At 51.1% G+C, this 18318-nt stretch carries 8 protein-coding genes; 5 read left to right on the top strand and 3 right to left on the bottom strand.

What is annotated here, in order from left to right; all coding sequences use genetic code 11:
- Positions 1-198 precede the first annotated feature (198 nt).
- From ACJY2G_RS07860 to rcsB, 3 genes are read left to right on the top strand one after another with little or no spacing between them, the layout of a single operon-like run.
- Positions 199-1368, top strand: coding sequence for an MFS transporter (locus ACJY2G_RS07860; RefSeq protein WP_430319314.1), 1170 nt, complete (start codon positions 199-201; stop codon positions 1366-1368).
- A gap of 37 nt (positions 1369-1405) precedes the next feature.
- Positions 1406-4099, top strand: coding sequence for a phosphotransferase RcsD (rcsD, locus tag ACJY2G_RS07855; protein WP_430319262.1), 2694 nt, complete (start codon positions 1406-1408; stop codon positions 4097-4099).
- 4 nt (positions 4100-4103) lie between these two features.
- Positions 4104-4754, top strand: a complete 651-nt coding sequence (rcsB, locus tag ACJY2G_RS07850; protein ID WP_013574620.1) for a response regulator transcription factor RcsB — start codon at positions 4104-4106, stop codon at positions 4752-4754.
- A gap of 64 nt (positions 4755-4818) precedes the next feature.
- On the opposite strand, the gene rcsC is transcribed toward rcsB, so the two are convergent.
- Positions 4819-7677, bottom strand: a complete 2859-nt coding sequence (rcsC, locus tag ACJY2G_RS07845) for a two-component system sensor histidine kinase RcsC (protein WP_439291606.1) — start codon at positions 7675-7677, stop codon at positions 4819-4821.
- Between the two features lie 142 nt (positions 7678-7819).
- Positions 7820-10471: a DNA topoisomerase (ATP-hydrolyzing) subunit A gene (gyrA, locus tag ACJY2G_RS07840; protein ID WP_112289497.1), complete on the bottom strand. Its 2652-nt coding sequence runs from the start codon at positions 10469-10471 to the stop codon at positions 7820-7822.
- A 259-nt stretch (positions 10472-10730) separates the two neighbouring features.
- Here gyrA and ubiG point away from each other — a divergent pair, with 259 nt between their 5' ends.
- The gene (ubiG, locus tag ACJY2G_RS07835) at positions 10731-11453 is read left to right on the top strand and encodes a bifunctional 2-polyprenyl-6-hydroxyphenol methylase/3-demethylubiquinol 3-O-methyltransferase UbiG (RefSeq protein ID WP_112289498.1); all 723 of its coding nucleotides are present in this window, start codon (positions 10731-10733) and stop codon (positions 11451-11453) included.
- A gap of 69 nt (positions 11454-11522) precedes the next feature.
- Here ubiG and ACJY2G_RS07830 read toward each other — a convergent pair whose 3' ends face one another.
- Complete coding sequence (locus ACJY2G_RS07830; protein WP_430319264.1) at positions 11523-15311, bottom strand: autotransporter outer membrane beta-barrel domain-containing protein; 3789 nt, start codon at positions 15309-15311, stop codon at positions 11523-11525.
- A 708-nt stretch (positions 15312-16019) separates the two neighbouring features.
- Here ACJY2G_RS07830 and nrdA point away from each other — a divergent pair.
- Positions 16020-18302, top strand: coding sequence for a class 1a ribonucleoside-diphosphate reductase subunit alpha (gene nrdA, locus ACJY2G_RS07825; RefSeq protein WP_120162053.1), 2283 nt, complete (start codon positions 16020-16022; stop codon positions 18300-18302).
- The last annotated feature ends 16 nt before the right edge of the window (positions 18303-18318 follow it).

The following is an 18318-nucleotide window of genomic DNA, read 5'->3' as shown; positions in this document are numbered from 1 at the left end:
GATCGTGTTTTAGATTTTTTATCGCTAATGTATTGCCCTGAGAAATAATTAAGACTTTGTGCAATCACAGTAACTTATGCTTTCTGATAAAGTGTCCGGTCAGTCAGACAGGTGGAAACTGAGTCAGTGTTTTAGTATCGAAAAGGCATATCTGATAGGTACGCCTAAAAGGAATTTCCAAAGATGTCTTCAGAACCGATGACGACAGCTTCGTCACCTGAATATCCCCTGACTGCTGCGCCGGTTCCGGGCAGAGCGCAACAACATGCCACCCGGCTGATTTTCTTATTGTCCGGTTTTGCCATGGCCGCCTGGGCACCGCTGGTGCCCTTTGTTAAATTGCGGCTGGCAATCAGTGACGGCACATTAGGATTACTGTTGCTATGCATTGGCGCAGGTTCGACCTTTTCGATGCCGCTGACCGGTTTTCTCACCGGAAAACTGGGATGTAAAACCGTGATTTTGATTGCCAGCGTGTTACTGCTGCTGGCATTGCCCCTGCTGACGCTGATGGACAGCACCGCCGGTATGGCCGTGGTGCTGCTGGTGTTCGGTGCGGCGATAGGCATGATTGATGTGGCCATGAACGTCCACGCGATTGTGGTAGAAAAAGCCAGCAACCGCGCGATGATGTCCGGGTTTCATGGTTTTTTCAGCATGGGCAGTATTTTTGGCGCGCTGGCCGTCACCGGTTTATTATTTTTCGGGCTGACGCCTTTTGAGTCGGTGATGCTGGTCGTGATTTTACTGGCCGTTCTGACGGTGGTAACCAGCCCGCACTTGTGGCGCGAAACCCGTCATGATGGCGATGGCCCTATTTTTGTCCTGCCCCGCGGCTGGGTCATTTTGCTGGGCTTTTTATGTTTTGTGATGTTTTTGACCGAAGGGTCGATGCTTGACTGGGGCGCACTGTTCCTCACCACGGAACGCGGCGTTGCAGCACATCAGGCCGGACTGGGCTACGCTGTTTTCTCGGTCGCTATGACCGCAGGACGTCTGACCGGTGACAAAATTATCGCCGCGTTCGGGCGTTATAAAGTACTGATGTACGGAAGTCTTTGTGCCAGTCTCGGGCTGATTTTGCTGACGCTGGTGGATAATCTGTGGATTGCCGGTCTGGGCTTTGTCATGATCGGATTTGGTGCCTCGAATCTGGTACCGATTATGTTCAGCGCGGCAGGTAATCAGACATCAATGCCTGCCAGCATGGCTATCGCCTCCGTGACAACTCTGGGTTATGCCGGTATTTTGGCGGGCCCTGCGCTGATAGGTTTTATCGCACAGGTCAGTAGTTTGTCTTTTGCATTAGGTTGCGTAGCGGCGATGATGCTTTGTGTCACCGCCTGCGCCAGAGCCGTTGTCCGGTAAAGAGTAATAACAAGAATGAAGGAAAAAACTCATCATCATGGCTGGTAAATATTTATCGCTGACATCGACCAATATCACGCGCTTCTTTTGGTTGTTCATTGTCCTTCTGGTGATGGGACTGGGCCTGTATGGTTACAATTACACCAATGCCTATCTGAACGATAAGATGCGAACGGTGCAAAACACCGCCGAACTGCTGCAAAAACGTATCGATAAATTCCGTTACATGACCTACCAGATTTATGACAACTATTCGGGTCAGCCTATGACACCCGATGCGGTCAGTACGCAGGAAATCCGTCTGCGTCAGGACATGTATCTTGTCTCCAAACCTCATAAAAAAACCGATGCGCTTATTTTAGGCACCCATGACAGCTCTACGCTGGATTTAACCCTGAAAATCTCGTCGTTTCTGGATGATCAGTGGGGCTCAAACACACTGCCCTACTCGCTGTATTACCTGAATGGTCAGGATAACAGTATGCTGGTGGTGACGACCGTTCCCTTGCAGCAACAAGATTCGCGCCTGAAGGAAAACGCATTCACCAGCACATTGCAGGCGCGTCGCGCTGAAATGCTGCAACAGGCCAATACGCTGGATGAACGTGAAAGCTATTCCCCGTTGAGAAAATCGCGTCAGGGCAGCGACTACTCGTTCTCCCTGCGCACCACGTTTAATAATCCCGGACATCTGGCGACTGTTATTGCCTTTGATTTGCCGATAACTGACCTTGTGCCCTACAACATGGCGCGGGATAATTTCCAGTTAAACGGCAACACCACGGCGGTAAATGAAGGGGATCCGGAAGACGATAGCGCCGAGGCCAGCAGCATCGTGATGCAGGGCTGGACACTGGTGTTTGACGTTCCGCTGAGTAATTCGCCGCTGTCGCTGACCTATCATGTTCCCTTGTTCAGTCTGGTCGTTGACCTTTCACGCAATAACTTCTGGCTGATCCTGATTAATCTGTTCCTGATGGGTCTGGCGATGGCCAGCATTTACTTTATCCGCCATCAGTACATCCGCCCGAGCGAAAATATGGCCGCCCAGTTGCAGATGCAGCAGGCGCTGAACCAGGAAATCATCTCCGGACTGCCGCTCGGTTTGCTGGTGTATAACTTCAGCAATCACAGTGTGGTGCTGAGCAATAAAATTGCCGACCAGCTGTTACCGCATCTGAGCCTGAATAAAATCGCCAATATGGCCGAACAGCATCACGGCACCATTCAGGCCACGGTCAATAACGAAGTCTATGAAATCCGCATGATCCGCAGTCAGATCTCACCGGAAACTTACCTGTTTATGCTTCATGATCAGGACAAAGAAGTGATGGTGAACCGCACACTGCAACAGGCAAAACGCGAGTTTGAGAAAAACCTGCAGGCCCGTAAACTGATGCTGCACAATTTAGGCATTGAGCTGAATCAGCCATTGCAGGAGCTGAACGGACTGGCGGTGGCGCTGGTGGAAGAGCAAAGCCCGGAAGAGCGCCAGACGCTGGAAGGCAAGCTGCTCAATGAATCGCGCAATGCGCTGACGTTGGTAGACAACATCACATTGCTGACGCGGCTGGAAACGCAGGACTGGCAACCGGCTGGTGAAAAGTACGTGTTATCCGCCATGATTGATGAACTGTTGCTTGAAGCCCTGCCCCGCCTGAACCAGAAAGGTCTTGGCTTACTCAACCACTTCCAGATTGCCCCGGAAGCCACCTTTGTCGGCGACGTGCAGGCGGTGAAGAAAATCCTTTCGCTGCTGCTCGATTATGCCATCGTTACCACCTCTCTGGGTAAAGTGACGCTGACCAGCGAACAGGACGAAGATCGTCCGGATCAGTTGATTTTCCACATTAACGATACCGGTAGCGGAATTTCCAAGGAAGAATTAAGCAATCTGAATTATCCTTTCCTGAGCCAGACACTGGTTGACCGTTTCAATCACGGCTCCGGCCTGACATTCTTCCTGTGTAATCAGCTGTGTAAAAAGCTTGGCGGCCAGTTAGAAATCCGCAGCAAGCTAGATATTGGCACACGCTATACTGTACGTGTTAAACAGCGTCAGGAAGCGCAGGAGCTTGAAGCTGAGCATGAGAAATTACTGAATGATGTGACGGTCTTGCTCGACATCACGTCTGAAGAAGTTCGCGGTATTATCACCCGGACCATGAATGCTTATGGTGCCGTATGCATCGTGGCTGATGACCGGCAGGTCGCGCGGGAATACGACGTTTTACTGACAGATAACCCGCAGAACAGCGACAAATTTACGCTTTTGCTGACTGATGATGAGTCAGGTTTCCAGCAGCTTGAAAAGCATTATATTCGCGTCAATTACAACATCAGCAGTGCGCTGATTGACGCAACCCTACTGTTAATCGAACAGCAATTTTCTGTTTCCGATGACAGTGTTTCATCCGAAGAACCCGGTGAAGACTCTCTCGACTATTATGAAAAGCAGTTAAAATCAAGCGATTACTATCAGCTTTTCGTCGAGACAGTACCGGAAGATCTTGAGAAACTGTATAATGAGAACCAACGTCGTGATTTCACGTCACTTTCACAAACAGCACATCGTCTCAAGGGGGTGTTCGCTATGCTGAACCTGACCCCAGGCAAGCAAATGTGTGAATCGTTAGAGCAATACATCGCAGATGGCGATGCTTTACAGATTACTGAAACCATCAATCACATTGATTCTTTTGTCTCCAGACTGCTCCAGCAAGGTAGCTAATCACATGAATAATATGAACGTAATTATTGCTGATGACCATCCTATCGTCCTGTTTGGTATTCGTAAGTCCCTTGAACAAATTGAATGGGTGAATGTTGTAGGCGAGTTCGAGGACTCCACTGCACTGGTTAACAGCTTAAGCAAACTTGATGCTCACGTGCTGATCACCGACCTGTCCATGCCCGGCGATAAATTCGGCGATGGCATCACGTTGATCAAATACATCAAACGCCATTACCCGCAGTTATCCATTATTGTTCTGACCATGAACAATAATCCGGCGATCCTGAGCTCTGTTCTGGATCTGGATATCGAAGGGATTGTGCTTAAGCAAGGCGCGCCAACTGACCTGCCTAAAGCACTGGCTGCATTGCAGAAAGGCAAGAAATTCACGCCGGACAGCGTGGCTAAATTGCTGGAAAAAATCAGCGCCAACGGTTACGGCGACAAACGCCTGTCTCCGAAAGAAAGCGAAGTTCTGCGCCTGTTCGCAGAAGGCTTCCTGGTGACTGAGATTGCCAAAAAGCTGAACCGCAGCATTAAAACCATCAGCAGCCAGAAGAAATCTGCGATGCTGAAACTGGGCGTTGAAAATGATATCGCCCTGCTGAACTACCTGTCATCCGTCAGCTCACAGCCGGTGGATAAAGACTAACGTTTCAGTCTAAATGATTAAGAAATGAAAAAGGCACCTTCGCGGTGCCTTTTGTTTTGGTGTTTTAGCTGTCGCGCTTTCTGCGAACCAGCGCGCTGTAATAACGCAGCGTATCGCGCAGGGTTTCCAGCGTGACCGGCTTGGATAAACAGTTATCCATACCGGCCTCCAGACAGCGCTGACGCTGTTCGGCCAGCGCATTGGCGGTAACGCCAATCACCGGCAGCGTGTGACCGAGTTCGCGCAGTTTCTGCGTCAGGCCATAACCATCGAGTCGCGGCATGTTAACGTCGCTGAGCACAATATCAATTTCATGCGCACGCATGGCGTCCAGCGCATCCATCCCGTCATTTGCCGTCACCACGATATACCCCATGGTTCCCAGCTGGTCAGCAAGCAGACGACGGTTAATCGGATGGTCATCCACCACCAGCAAGGTCACATCGCTGTAATCCTGCGCCGTGGCTTCTGGAAGAGCCGGAATGCCCTCTTCCGTTTCAGCCTCAAGGCGGTAAATACGATTCAGCAGCGCGGTGATTTCCAGCGGCGTTGACGTGCTGTGAACCCAGTAACCCGGACGCGTTTCGACCGGCGGACCGATATGATCGATAGAAAACTCGATTTGCGCCGCCAGCTCACCATTATGGATGAACGGAGTATCGGTGATTAACACATCTTCACGCTGACTTTGCAGCCCCGCCTCGCAGCGCTGAACATTCGCACCGTAGTAGCGCATCAGTTGCATCAGATAGCTTTCCAGATACGCATTACGCACATCCAGCCAGACCGTTTTATCCTGCCAGTCATTCAGCGGCTCGCCCGACGGGAACGTGGCGTTATAGAGCGGAATTCGCACCGTAAACGAACTGCCCAACCCCGGTTCGGATTCAACGTCGATATCACCGTCCATCAGGTTAATCAGTTTTTCACAAATCGCCAGACCAAGACCGGTCCCCTGGAAGTGGCGCTGTACACCCGTACCGACCTGGAAGAACGGATCAAACAGACGGGTGATCTCACGTTCAGGGATCCCCACACCGGTATCGCGTACCTGGAATTCGAGGTAATTCCCGCAGGTTCTGACATTCAGGACAATGCAGCCGGTATCGGTAAATTTAATCGCGTTATTGAGAATATTGGAAATAACCTGCTGCAAGCGTACCGGGTCACCGTTAAATGACAGCGGTACGTTGTGTTCGATAAAGCAGTACAGCCCCAGACGCTTTTTCACCACCAGCGGCAAATAGTTACCGGCAATATGCGTGATCACTTCACGGCATGAGAATTCCTGTGGCTCAATTTTCAGCTGCTCGGATTCAATTTTCGAGAAATCGAGAATGTCGCTGATAATTTTCAGCAGCAGCGCCGAAGAGTTATTCATCGCCGTCACCAGCCGGTCAACGCCCTGCGGCAGCCCCTGCGTTTGCAGTAAATCCAGGTTACCGATGATGCCGTACAACGGCGTGCGTAATTCATGGCTGACCGTCGCGAGGAACATCGATTTCGACTGGCTGGCCTGCTCGGCGGCATTGGCCATTTCCTGCAAAGATTCTTCCATCCTGACCCGCGAACTGACGTCGATCAGCACACAGATCGCCACGTCTTCATTACGGTAACGCGAATGCACGAAGCTGAGCTGGATGTTGTTATTGTTCTTGGTGATGACATCGACGAAATTTGTTTGCTGATCGCAGATGATGCGCGTAATACGTTGCCGGTCTTCCTGCGTCAGCATATTGATGTAGTTATGCGCCAGTTCATTACTCAGAATATTGACGCCATCGCTGATACGCAGAATCGAAATACCGACCGGTGCCGAGGCCACGATTTTATGGTTGAACTGCTCATGCTCTTCAAGACGGAAGGCGTTTTCCTCGGCAGGTAAGAACATTTTGCGCTCAAAAACCCAGGCCAGAATAAACAGCAGCAGGCCTGAGAAAATGTTGAGTAACACGGCGTTGAATATCAGGATTTTAAAACGCTCGATGACGGTATTAAACGGCATCGAATACACCACGCTCAGCGAAGAAGGCGTCAGCGGCTTTTTATAGACCAGATCTTTATAGCCATTCACATAACCAAAGAATGAACTTTCTTCAGGAATATTGGCGATGGGCGCGGTGGCTCGGTTATCCTCAGAAATGTTGAGCAGCGGCTGATCGTCCGCATCCAGCAGCGTGACGGAGGTGTGTTGCGCATTCGGATTGACCAAATCTTCCATACGAAGATTTTGCTGAATGCCCATCAATGCTTCCAGCTTATTGCCGACATAAATCGGCGTCAGAACATACAGATAACCGGAATCTTTATTGCTGCCCTGCGACACCCAGTACAGGCTGTTTTCTTTGTCCTGGCTCTTGCCGTTGCGGTATTGCAGAATTTTTTCGTGCAGTGACTTGAGCTGATCCTGACTGGCGCGTTCGAACGGTTCGCTGCTGATACCAAAATCAACCAGGCACAGGTTCGCTCCGCCGATGAAGAACACCCGGTTCAGATCGTACGCATCGGAAAAATTATCTTTCCAGTAATGGATCATGTTACCGAGCGTACTCAGGGAGTTACGGTAGCTGTCATTAATCTGCGAACAATCGGACTCTGGGAAAAGGGAAAGATACGTCGGCTGAACGTTTTTGGTGCTGATCATGCCATTGATGATATCCAGCCCGTTCATTGAATCGCTAAGCCGTTTTTCCGCCATGAACTTAATACTGTGCATGACGTCATTAGAATTCTTGATGTAGCTCTGCGCGAGATCGTAATTGAAGTTGTCTTCATCACGGATTTCGGATTCTTTGTTGTGGAAAATATTGAGCACATAGAAGGTGGTGAGCAACACACCCAGTGTCCACAACATGAGCGCCAGCACCCGGAACAAATAGCGGGATATTTTTAGCGTTGTTCGAAACGAAGCAAGATATTTCAAGGATTAACCATTGATGTTACGGCTCTGTGAGCGGGTTAGGTTTTGAATTCAGAATACACTATTGTCGCAGTTTCTAAAAAATACGATGTTATAAAAAAGGGCATAACAATGTTATGCCCTTTTGTCATCTGACGAAGAAAACTTATTCTTCTTCGTCGTCAGCTGGCTGATCGTCTTCACTTTCCGCGTCGTCTGGCAAATCGGCTGCTTGTGCCGCTTCCAGTTCGCCCGCTTCGGTGGCTACGCCATCCAGTTCTTCGTCTTCTACCGGTTCTGCAACACGTTGCAGGCCGACCACGTGCTCATCGTCTGCGGTACGGATAAGCGTCACACCCTGGGTGTTACGACCTACAGTACTTACTTCGGAAACACGGGTACGCACCAGTGTGCCGGCATCGGTGATCATCATGATCTGGTCCGCTTCATCAACCTGGATCGCGCCAACAACCGGTCCGTTACGCTCGCTCACTTTGATCGAGATAACGCCTTGCGTTGCACGGGATTTGGTTGGGTATTCGGTGGATTCAGTACGTTTACCGAAGCCGTTTTCAGTCACAGTCAGGATACAACCGTCACCGCGTGGGATGATCAGCGATACAACGCTGTCGCCTTCGCCCAGTCGGATACCGCGAACACCGGTCGCCGTACGACCCATAGAGCGGACCGCTGCTTCAGAGAAGCGCACCACTTTACCGGCCGCAGAGAACAGCATGACTTCGTCTTTACCGTCAGTCAGGTCAACACCAATCAGCTCATCACCCTCATTGAGGTTGATGGCGATGATGCCGGCGCTGCGTGGACGGCTGAAATCGGTCAGTGCAGTTTTCTTCACGGTACCGCTCGCCGTTGCCATGAACACATGACGGCCTTCTTCGTACTCGCGTACTGGCAGAATGGCGGTAATACGTTCGTTCGGCTCAAGCGGCAACAGGTTGACGATAGGACGACCACGGGCACCGCGGCTGGCTTCCGGCAACTGATAGACTTTCATCCAGTACAGACGTCCGCGACTTGAGAACATCAGAATGGTGTCATGGGTGTTAGCCACCAGCAGACGGTCGATGAAGTCTTCTTCTTTAATACGTGCTGCTGACTTACCTTTACCGCCGCGACGCTGCGCTTCGTAATCGGTCAGAGGCTGATATTTCACGTAGCCCTGATGCGACAAGGTCACCACAACGTCTTCCTGATTGATCAGGTCTTCGATGTTGATGTCAGACGTATTGGCAGTGATTTCAGTGCGACGTGGATCGTTGTACTGATCGCGGATCGCTTCCAGTTCTTCACGAATGACTTCCATCAGACGGTCAGGGCTGGACAGGATGAACAGTAACTCGGCGATTTGCACCAGCAGCTCTTTGTATTCATCCAGCAGTTTTTCGTGCTCGAGGCCGGTCAGTTTCTGCAAGCGCAGATCCAGAATTGCCTGCGCCTGTTGTTCAGTCAGGAAGTATTTCCCGTCGTGAATACCAAACTGCGGCTCCAGCCATTCCGGACGCGCAGCGTCATCACCGGCGCTTGCCAGCATGGCAGACACGTTGCCCAGATCCCATGAACGCGCAACCAGGCCAGCTTTCGCTTCTGCCGGCGTCGGTGCAGCACGGATCAGTTCAATAATTGGGTCGATGTTTGCCAGCGCGATGGCCAGTGCTTCAAGGATATGAGCACGGTCGCGGGCTTTACGCAGTTCGAAGATGGTACGACGCGTGACGACTTCGCGGCGGTGACGAACAAATGCAGACAGGATTTCTTTCAGACCGAGAATTTTCGGCTGACCCTGGTGCAGTGCCACCATATTGATACCGAAAGAGGTCTGCAGCTGCGTCAGTGAATACAGGTTATTCAGAACCACTTCACCAACTGCATCACGTTTGATTTCAATGACGATACGCATGCCGTCTTTGTCAGACTCATCGCGCAGCGCACTGATACCTTCAACGCGTTTTTCTTTCACCAGCTCGGCGATCTTTTCGATCAGACGGGCTTTGTTCACCTGATACGGGATCTCGTGAACAATGATGGTTTCGCGACCGGTTTTTGCATCGGCTTCCACTTCAGCACGGGCACGGATATAAATTTTGCCACGGCCGGTACGGTAAGCTTCTTCGATACCACGGCGACCATTGATGATGGCCGCTGTCGGGAAGTCTGGCCCCGGGATGTGTTCCATCAGCCCTTCAATGCTGATGTTTTCATCTTCAATGTACGCCAGACAGCCGTTGATAACCTCGGTAAGGTTATGCGGCGGAATGTTCGTCGCCATACCTACCGCGATACCGGACGAGCCGTTAACCAGCAGGTTTGGAATGCGCGTAGGCATAACAGAAGGAATTTGTTCGGTGCCGTCATAGTTTGGCACGAAATCGACAGTTTCTTTTTCTAAGTCTGCCAGCAATTCGTGAGCAATTTTTGACATGCGGATTTCGGTATAACGCATGGCTGCTGCGGAGTCGCCATCCACTGACCCGAAGTTACCCTGCCCGTCCACCAGCATATAGCGAAGTGAGAAAGGCTGAGCCATACGAACGATGGTGTCATAAACCGCGGTATCACCGTGTGGGTGATATTTACCGATAACGTCACCGACCACACGGGCCGATTTTTTGTAGGCTTTATTCCAGTCGTTACCGAGGACATTCATTGCGAAAAGTACGCGGCGGTGCACCGGTTTCAAACCATCGCGCACATCTGGTAACGCACGTCCGACAATAACGGACATCGCATAATCCAAATAAGAGTTTTTAAGCTCTTCTTCGATGTTAATCGGTGTGATTTCTCTGGCAAGGTCGCTCATGGAGCTGCTATCCCTCTACTGATTATTCATGGCCGCTGCCCACGTAGGCATATATAGCGCAAAGGTGTAAAACTATACCACAAACCAGCCAAACGTGGAAAACAACCGCCCCCTTTTGCGTACTATTATCCAACGCGTTTCAAACCTTTGCACGCAGGGATTCATTTCGTATAAACATTAACCAAAACGACAAAACTGAGCCAAAGCAGATGGAATATGTATAATCCGCTAATCAAGTGATAAGGAGTTACTCACGCTCATGACAACCACACCGTCTGCAAAACCGCAAAACATCGACCACGAAGAAATCGCCAAATTTGAAGCCGTCGCCTCGCGCTGGTGGGATCTGGAAGGCGAATTCAAACCTCTGCACCGTATCAATCCGCTGCGCCTGAACTACATTCTCGAACGCGCTGATGGCCTGTTCGGCAAGAATGTGCTGGATGTCGGTTGTGGCGGCGGGATTTTGAGTGAAAGCATGGCGGTAGCAGGTGCGAATGTTACCGGTCTGGATATGGGCGGTGAGCCGTTACAGGTGGCGCGTTTACATGCGCTGGAAAGTGGCGTGAAAGTCGATTATGTACAGGAAACGGTAGAATCTCATGCCGACGCACATCCGCAGCAATATGATGTGGTGACCTGCATGGAAATGCTCGAGCACGTGCCGGATCCGGCTTCCGTCGTTGCCGCCTGCGCGCGTCTGGTGAAACCCGGCGGTCATGTGTTCTTCTCTACCATCAACCGCAATAATAAAGCCTGGCTGATGGCGATTTTCGGCGCTGAGTATGTGCTGAAAATGGTGCCTAAGGGCACGCACGACATCAAGAAATTCATCAAGCCTTCTGAATTGCTGGGTATGATCGACCGCACATCGCTGTTTGAGCGTCACATTATGGGTCTGCACTACAACCCGCTGACCGACCATTTCAAGCTTGGACCAAATGTAGATGTGAACTACATGATCCATACTCAGGCACTGTAATATTTTGCCTGCAAAAAAGGGTACAGTTTGCGCTGTACCCTTTTTTTATGTTGCAGCTATTCCACTGACTTACCAGCGAACACTCACACCTACTGACGCTTCGGTTTGTGAAAAATCATCTGACCCTTCCTGTTGCCCGATCTTGCCCCAGACCGTGGTATTTGCGCCCAGATTGCCACTGACCCCGGCACTCAGTTCCGCACTGTCTTTTGCGGTGTTGTCGGTAAAACTCACGCCATCGACATTCAGCGCTGTTTCCGCACTGTTATGGCGATAATTCGCTTCGATAAAGGGTTTGAGATGCAGCGCCGGTGCCGTATGAATATCCCATTCGCTGCGCAGCCCTAAGCGTGTCTGAACGTTATTATCGCCTTCTTGTGTCACTTTCGACTGATTCGAGGCGGTAAAGTCTTTCTGTTTCACCCCCTGATAAGTCACCTCCGCCTGCGGTTGCAAGGTCCAGTTCCACTGTTCTCCCTGCATCAGAGTAAAGCGATAACCGCCTTCCAGCGAGGCCAGAAGACCGGAGGAGTGATAATTATCGTCACCCGTGCCGTCTTCGCTGACGCTGTTATCAAACCAGGCATATTGCAGCCAGCTGTCGAGATACGCGCCCTGATGATCCCGCGCATCCTGATACCAGGAAGCGGTCAGCCCTGCGGCATAGCCCTGAATATCATTATCTGATTTTCGCCCGGTCAGCGCGCTGGTGCTGTCGCCGTGGCTGTTACTGTAGCCGCCGACGACACCGGCCAGAATTTCGCCGTCACCCACATTATCGCGCAGGAAATTGGCGCTGATCTGCGCGACGGTAGTGTCATTGCTGCTGTCAATCTGGTTGCTGAATGTGGAACTTTCATGCGCAGACTCTACACGCAATTTGATGTTGTCATGCGCTGCACCGGCGTGATCTTGTGCTGTCATGCTGAACGCATTATTGGCGATACGCAGGTTGCTCACGTAGCTGCCCGTTTTAGGGTTCAGCACCGGGGTAAAATCTTCCCCGCCAGAGGCTGGCACAGGTTGTGGCTGCGGTGCTGGTTGTGGCTGGACATCAGGATCGGGCTCAGGTTGCGGATCAGGCGTCACCACCTGCGACCGCAGATACCAGTCCTGATTATCCTGCACCAGCGAATAATCGTAGGCACCCATATTGATATATTGCTGATCGCCCGCCAGATGGAAATTTGCCGCGTTATTATAGTTTTGCGGATCAGCAGCAAAATCGACGACTTTGATGCCGGTTTCTGTGGCCTGCCCGACGCCGCTGACCGGCACAATCGCCAGGGCGGTATCACCGGAAGTATTGCCATTCAGGATCAGTTGATCGGTAGCCGATGCGTCGCCATTCATTTCCGTTTCCAGCACCACGGTACCGCCGCCGGTGTAATCACCGTTGACCGTCAGCGTATCGCCAACCTTGCCATTCTCCAGACTGGCGGTTCCTGCGCTGTTATCAAGGCTGCCGTTGACCGTCACGCCGGATAAATAGGTTAATGCGTCGAGGGACATATTAGTGTTCAGCGTGCCTTGCAACGCCATACCGGACGTGGCATTCACCAGTGTGCCGCCCGTGTCGGTAAACAGGCTGGCATCCAGCGCCGAGGAAGTGTCCTGATTTGTCAGGACCAGCTGAGTGTCATCGGAAATCAACACCGTACCAGCGGAATCTGTATCGATGCTTCGCACCTGCTGATCCATGCCGGTGACGAACATGGCATTTTCACCGACATACAATGAAGAGGCGTCAGCGATAATATTTTCAGCGCCGCCCTGCAAGCTGCCCTCTTCGACACGCACAGCGGAATGGCTGTTGCCCGAATCGTTCAGAATCAACGTACCGTTACCGGTTTTGGTGAACGTGCTGTCAACGTCTGCCTGCCCGCCGGTACTGTCAGCGGTTAAGCCGCCCCATTGCGTGGTCACGCCGTCGTCCACTTGCATCGTCCCTGAGGCCCGCATTTCAATATCTCGTGCCTTACCGGTTTGTGCTGATGTGGTATCAACCTGCCCGCTGGTATCGCCCGGCGCAGAAATCTCCAGCGTACTGGCCTGTGACGGATCGGTGAAAATGACCTGACGGTTATAGGCTTCGTCGCCCAACTGAGAGTTACCGGTGACCTGCAATGTCCCGGAAGCGATCTGCGTCGTGCCCAGATAAGTATTGTTATCTGCCAGCGTGACGCGTCCGTTTCCGGCATTAATCACCACATACACACCGTCACCGGCTGAGGTACCTTCACCGATGTGATAGTCATTGCCCGTACCAAGCGTAACCAGATCGGCATTGCCAATCACCGTGCCGCCGGAACCCGTGATCGTCAGGCCGTCGTTTATCTGATTCGTGGTACCGTTAAACGTCGACATATCTGATAAATCCAGTACACCGCCGTCTAACACAATGGACTGCGGGTCGGCCTGCAATATCGCTAAGTCTTCAGCATCACCCTGAACGCTGAGCACAGCGTTTTGTTCCACCACAATGTCGCCCTTCAGCCCCATGGACTGTGCGCCGTTGAGCGTGAAACTGCCGTTTTCGGCGACGGTCAGGTCGCCTGCGCCGGAAGTGGAACCCGCCATGGTGCCGCTGTTAACAATCACATTGCCGCCGTCATCAATATTCAGCGTGCTGTTTTCGTAGCCGGTAAAGGTATTTTTGAAGGTTTGCTCTGTACTGCCGACATTGAGGATCGCGGTATCATTCGCGGGAGAGTCGCTGCCTAATATTATGCCCTGACAGGAATCCGGTTCAGCCTGGCAATGGGTATCGCCGACGTTAATTAAGGTGTTGTCACGCCCGAGCGTGACCGTACCTTCTAAGACCTGGAAGATGCCGGTAAAGCCACTGTTATCAGCATTCAGTACCAGTTCACCCTCGCCGCGTTTGAAAATAGCCCCTTCACCCGCAATAGAGTCATAAGCACCGTCATTAGCCGTGTTGCCGATGATCAGCGTTTTATCTTTGGCAATATCAAAATCGGCCTCGCTTTGGCCGAGGTACATGAAACCACCGCCAGCCGCGTCCGCATCATTACCGTAGCTGTACGCAACATTATCGTGGTAATAGGCCACGCCGTCGTTATCTTCATAGTTTTCATCAATATTGATATCGACGAGGAACGGTGTGGATGCACTGTTAGTATAAATCGCACCGCCCTGCCCCTCTGCCTGATTGCCGGTAAATTCGCTGTTGGTGATTATCAGGTTGCCATGCGAATTTGTCGTATTGTCAGTGGCGTCTATCGCGCCGCCGCTGCCATTTCCGTTGTTACCGTTTCCGCTGGTTTTTGCCTGATTATCCTCAAATAAAACATTCGTCAGGCGAACTTTATTATTCAGAGAATAGATGGCACCGCCCTTCCCTTCACTGGCAATATTGCCTGAAAATACGCCATTGATAATGGTGAGATCACCCACACCACGGTCATTCGAACCATTCATATAAATGGCGCCGCCATAGTCATTGGCAACATTATCCGTAAAACCCGTGTTTTCTAAATAAACGGAAGAGTCTTCATTGGCATAAATCGCCCCGCCGCTGCCATTGCTTTTATTTTGGGAGAACAGGCTATAACCGGTAGAGTTTTCAGGAATGATCGCCAGTGACGTATTGCTGTCCAGGTGAACAGCGCCGCCGGATGCGTCTGAGACCGTCAGCCCGGAAAACTGCATTTCAGCGCCATCGGCAACGGTGTAGGTGTTGAGTGTTTCATTTCCCAGGGTGGTGGCATTTGCATGACAGCTTTCGGTAATTTGCATACCCGAACAAGCCGGCAGGGTTTCAGCAAAAACAACGTTTGCCAATGGCAGTAAGTTAAAGGCTAAAAATAAACACACCGTCACTTTATTGAACATCATTCAATTTCATTCCCACGCCTGATGAAGAGCGGGAAAGTTAATACTGACGCGGCATGGAGGCCACTTAATGATAAATTTAGAATATGTAAACATCATCATTTATTCATGATATGTATTTATAATGCAGCTCATTTTTCTCAAAAGTGCATCTTTCAGAAAGTGAACAAAAGAAGGGTTCTGATGTTGTCCCCGAGCGCCTTCCCGGTAGTACGGCAACGCTAAATTGTTAGCAGTTGCAAGTCATTTTTTGGGGTAGCCTGGTGTGATTTGCGTTAGGGAACGGCGAGTTTGAGTGTTAAAACCTTAGTTTTTAGGGCGTTGGTTCGCAGCGACGCCGGAACATGATTTTTTAGAATAGTTATCCAGATCAATATAGCGTTTTTTTCTAACGTTTAATAAACCGGCAGTCGATCACCTTTCTTAAAAATATAAGAAAATCGTATCTCAGATATTGACAGGATTGTCGCGCCAGCAATGGCGGACTCCTCAGGCAGGGCTCAAAAATTTCTCCCCAACTTATCCACAAATCTGCCCGTTTTGTTCACTTGCAAAAGGGCCATTCAGTCACTATCTTGTCATCAGAAAATAACAAACCCACAATATATTGTGTTTATATCCTGACCAGCACACTAGGGACCTCTTGTGCTGCTGCGCGTGTTTTACGCGGCCAGGTCAGACCCTTTATAAACCTTTGAGGTATCGCCCCGAATGAACCAAAGTCTGCTTGTAACTAAACGTGATGGCCGCACAGAACGCATCAATCTTGATAAAATCCACCGTGTCATTGACTGGGCAGCGGAAGGTCTTCAAAACGTATCAGTTTCTCAGGTAGAACTTCGTTCACACATCCAGTTCTATGACGGGATTAAAACCGCTGACATTCATGAAACCATTATCAAAGCAGCGGCTGACCTGATCTCTAAAGATGCACCGGATTATCAATATCTGGCTGCACGTCTGGCTATCTTCCACCTGCGTAAAAAAGCCTACGGCCAGTTTGAACCACCAAAACTGATCGACCAGGTAACCCGCATGGTTGAAATGGGTAAATACGACAAACATCTGCTGGAAGACTACACGACTGAAGAGTTCGAGCAGATGGACAGTTTTATTGACCACTGGCGTGACATGAATTTCTCCTACGCCGCTGTGAAGCAGCTGGAAGGGAAATATCTGGCACAGAACCGCGTGACCGGCGATATCTACGAAAGCGCACAGTTCCTGTACATTCTGGTCGCGGCTTGCCTGTTCTCCGGCTACCCGCGCGAAACCCGTCTGGATTACATCAAACGTTTCTACGACGCGATTTCTACCTTCAAAATTTCTCTGCCTACGCCAATCATGTCCGGCGTGCGCACCCCAACCCGTCAGTTCAGTTCTTGTGTTCTGATCGAATGTGGCGACAGTCTGGATTCCATTAACGCCACCTCCAGCGCCATCGTGAAATACGTTTCTCAACGTGCAGGTATCGGCATCAACGCCGGTCGCATCCGTGCGCTGGGTAGCCCGATCCGTGGCGGTGAAGCGTTCCACACCGGTTGTATCCCGTTCTATAAACATTTCCAGACCGCGGTGAAATCCTGTTCTCAGGGTGGCGTTCGTGGCGGCGCAGCGACGCTGTTCTACCCGATGTGGCATCTGGAAGTCGAAAGCTTGCTGGTTCTGAAAAACAACCGTGGTGTTGAAGGCAACCGCGTCCGTCACATGGACTACGGCGTGCAGATCAACAAACTGATGTATCAGCGTCTGGTGAAAGGCGGCGACATCACCCTGTTCAGCCCTTCTGACGTGCCTGGCCTGTACGATGCATTCTTTGCCGATCAGGACGAGTTCGAGCGTCTGTATGAAAAATACGAGCAGGACGCCAGCATCCGTAAGCAGAAAGTGAAAGCGGTTGAACTGTTCTCCCTGATGATGCAGGAACGTGCATCTACCGGACGTATCTACATTCAGCACGTTGACCATTGCAACACGCACAGCCCGTTTGATCCGGCTATCGCGCCTGTTCGCCAGTCCAACCTGTGTCTGGAAATCGCACTGCCAACCAAACCGCTGGACGATGTTAACGACGAAAACGGCGAAATCGCGCTGTGTACGCTGTCTGCCTTCAACCTCGGCGCGATAGAAAGCCTGGACGATCTGGAAGAGCTGGCAGTTCTGGCGGTTCGTGCCCTCGACGCCCTGCTCGATTATCAGGATTACCCGATTAAAGCCGCAAAACGTGGCGCGATGGGGCGTCGTACTCTGGGTATCGGCGTGATTAACTACGCTTACTATCTGGCGAAAAACGGCGTGCGTTATTCCGACGGCAGCGCAAACAATCTTACGCACAAAACGTTTGAAGCCATTCAGTATTACCTGCTGAAAGCGTCGAACGAACTGGCGAAAGAGCAAGGTGCGTGCCAGTGGTTCAATGAAACCACTTATTCACAAGGCATCATGCCGGTAGATACTTACAAGAAAGATCTGGATGCGATTTGCAACGAGCCGCTGCATCTGGACTGGGATACGCTGCGTGAAAGCATCAAAACGCACGGCCTGCGTAACTCCACGCTGTCTGCGCTGATGCCGTCCGAGACCTCTTCGCAGATCTCCAACGCCACCAACGGTATCGAGCCACCGCGCGGCCACATCAGTATTAAAGCGTCGAAAGACGGGATCCTGCGTCAGGTCGTGCCGGAGTATGAGCGTCTGAAGGATCAGTACGAACTGCTGTGGGATATGCCGAACAACGACGGCTATCTGCAACTGGTTGGCGTGATGCAGAAATTCATCGACCAGGCGATTTCGTCTAACACCAACTATGACCCGTCGCGCTTCCCGAACAGTAAAGTGCCGATGAAACAGTTGTTGAAAGACTTGCTGACAGCCTACAAATTTGGCGTCAAAACGCTGTATTATCAGAACACCCGCGACGGTGCTGATGATGTGCAGGAAGATATGAAAGCCGACGTGGCTGACGACTGCGAAAGCGGCGCCTGCAAAATCTAATCATCTGTTTTAACTA

It is taken from the genome of Rahnella sp. ATs2, assembly GCF_051851855.1.
Taxonomy (GTDB): Bacteria; Pseudomonadota; Gammaproteobacteria; order Enterobacterales; family Enterobacteriaceae; genus Rahnella; species Rahnella variigena.
This window is presented reverse-complemented; position numbering and strand designations above follow the sequence as displayed.

Excerpts from the sequence above, each read along its gene's own strand:
- ubiG (WP_112289498.1), top strand. The coding sequence starts at position 10,731 with ATGACAACCACACCGTCTGCAAAACCGCAAAACATCGACCACGAAGAA.
- gyrA (WP_112289497.1), bottom strand. The coding sequence starts at position 10,471 with ATGAGCGACCTTGCCAGAGAAATCACACCGATTAACATCGAAGAAGAG.
- ACJY2G_RS07860 (WP_430319314.1), top strand. The coding sequence starts at position 199 with ATGACGACAGCTTCGTCACCTGAATATCCCCTGACTGCTGCGCCGGTT.
- rcsB (WP_013574620.1), top strand. The coding sequence starts at position 4,104 with ATGAATAATATGAACGTAATTATTGCTGATGACCATCCTATCGTCCTG.
- rcsD (WP_430319262.1), top strand. The coding sequence starts at position 1,406 with ATGGCTGGTAAATATTTATCGCTGACATCGACCAATATCACGCGCTTC.
- nrdA (WP_120162053.1), top strand. The coding sequence starts at position 16,020 with ATGAACCAAAGTCTGCTTGTAACTAAACGTGATGGCCGCACAGAACGC.
- ACJY2G_RS07830 (WP_430319264.1), bottom strand. The coding sequence starts at position 15,311 with ATGATGTTCAATAAAGTGACGGTGTGTTTATTTTTAGCCTTTAACTTA.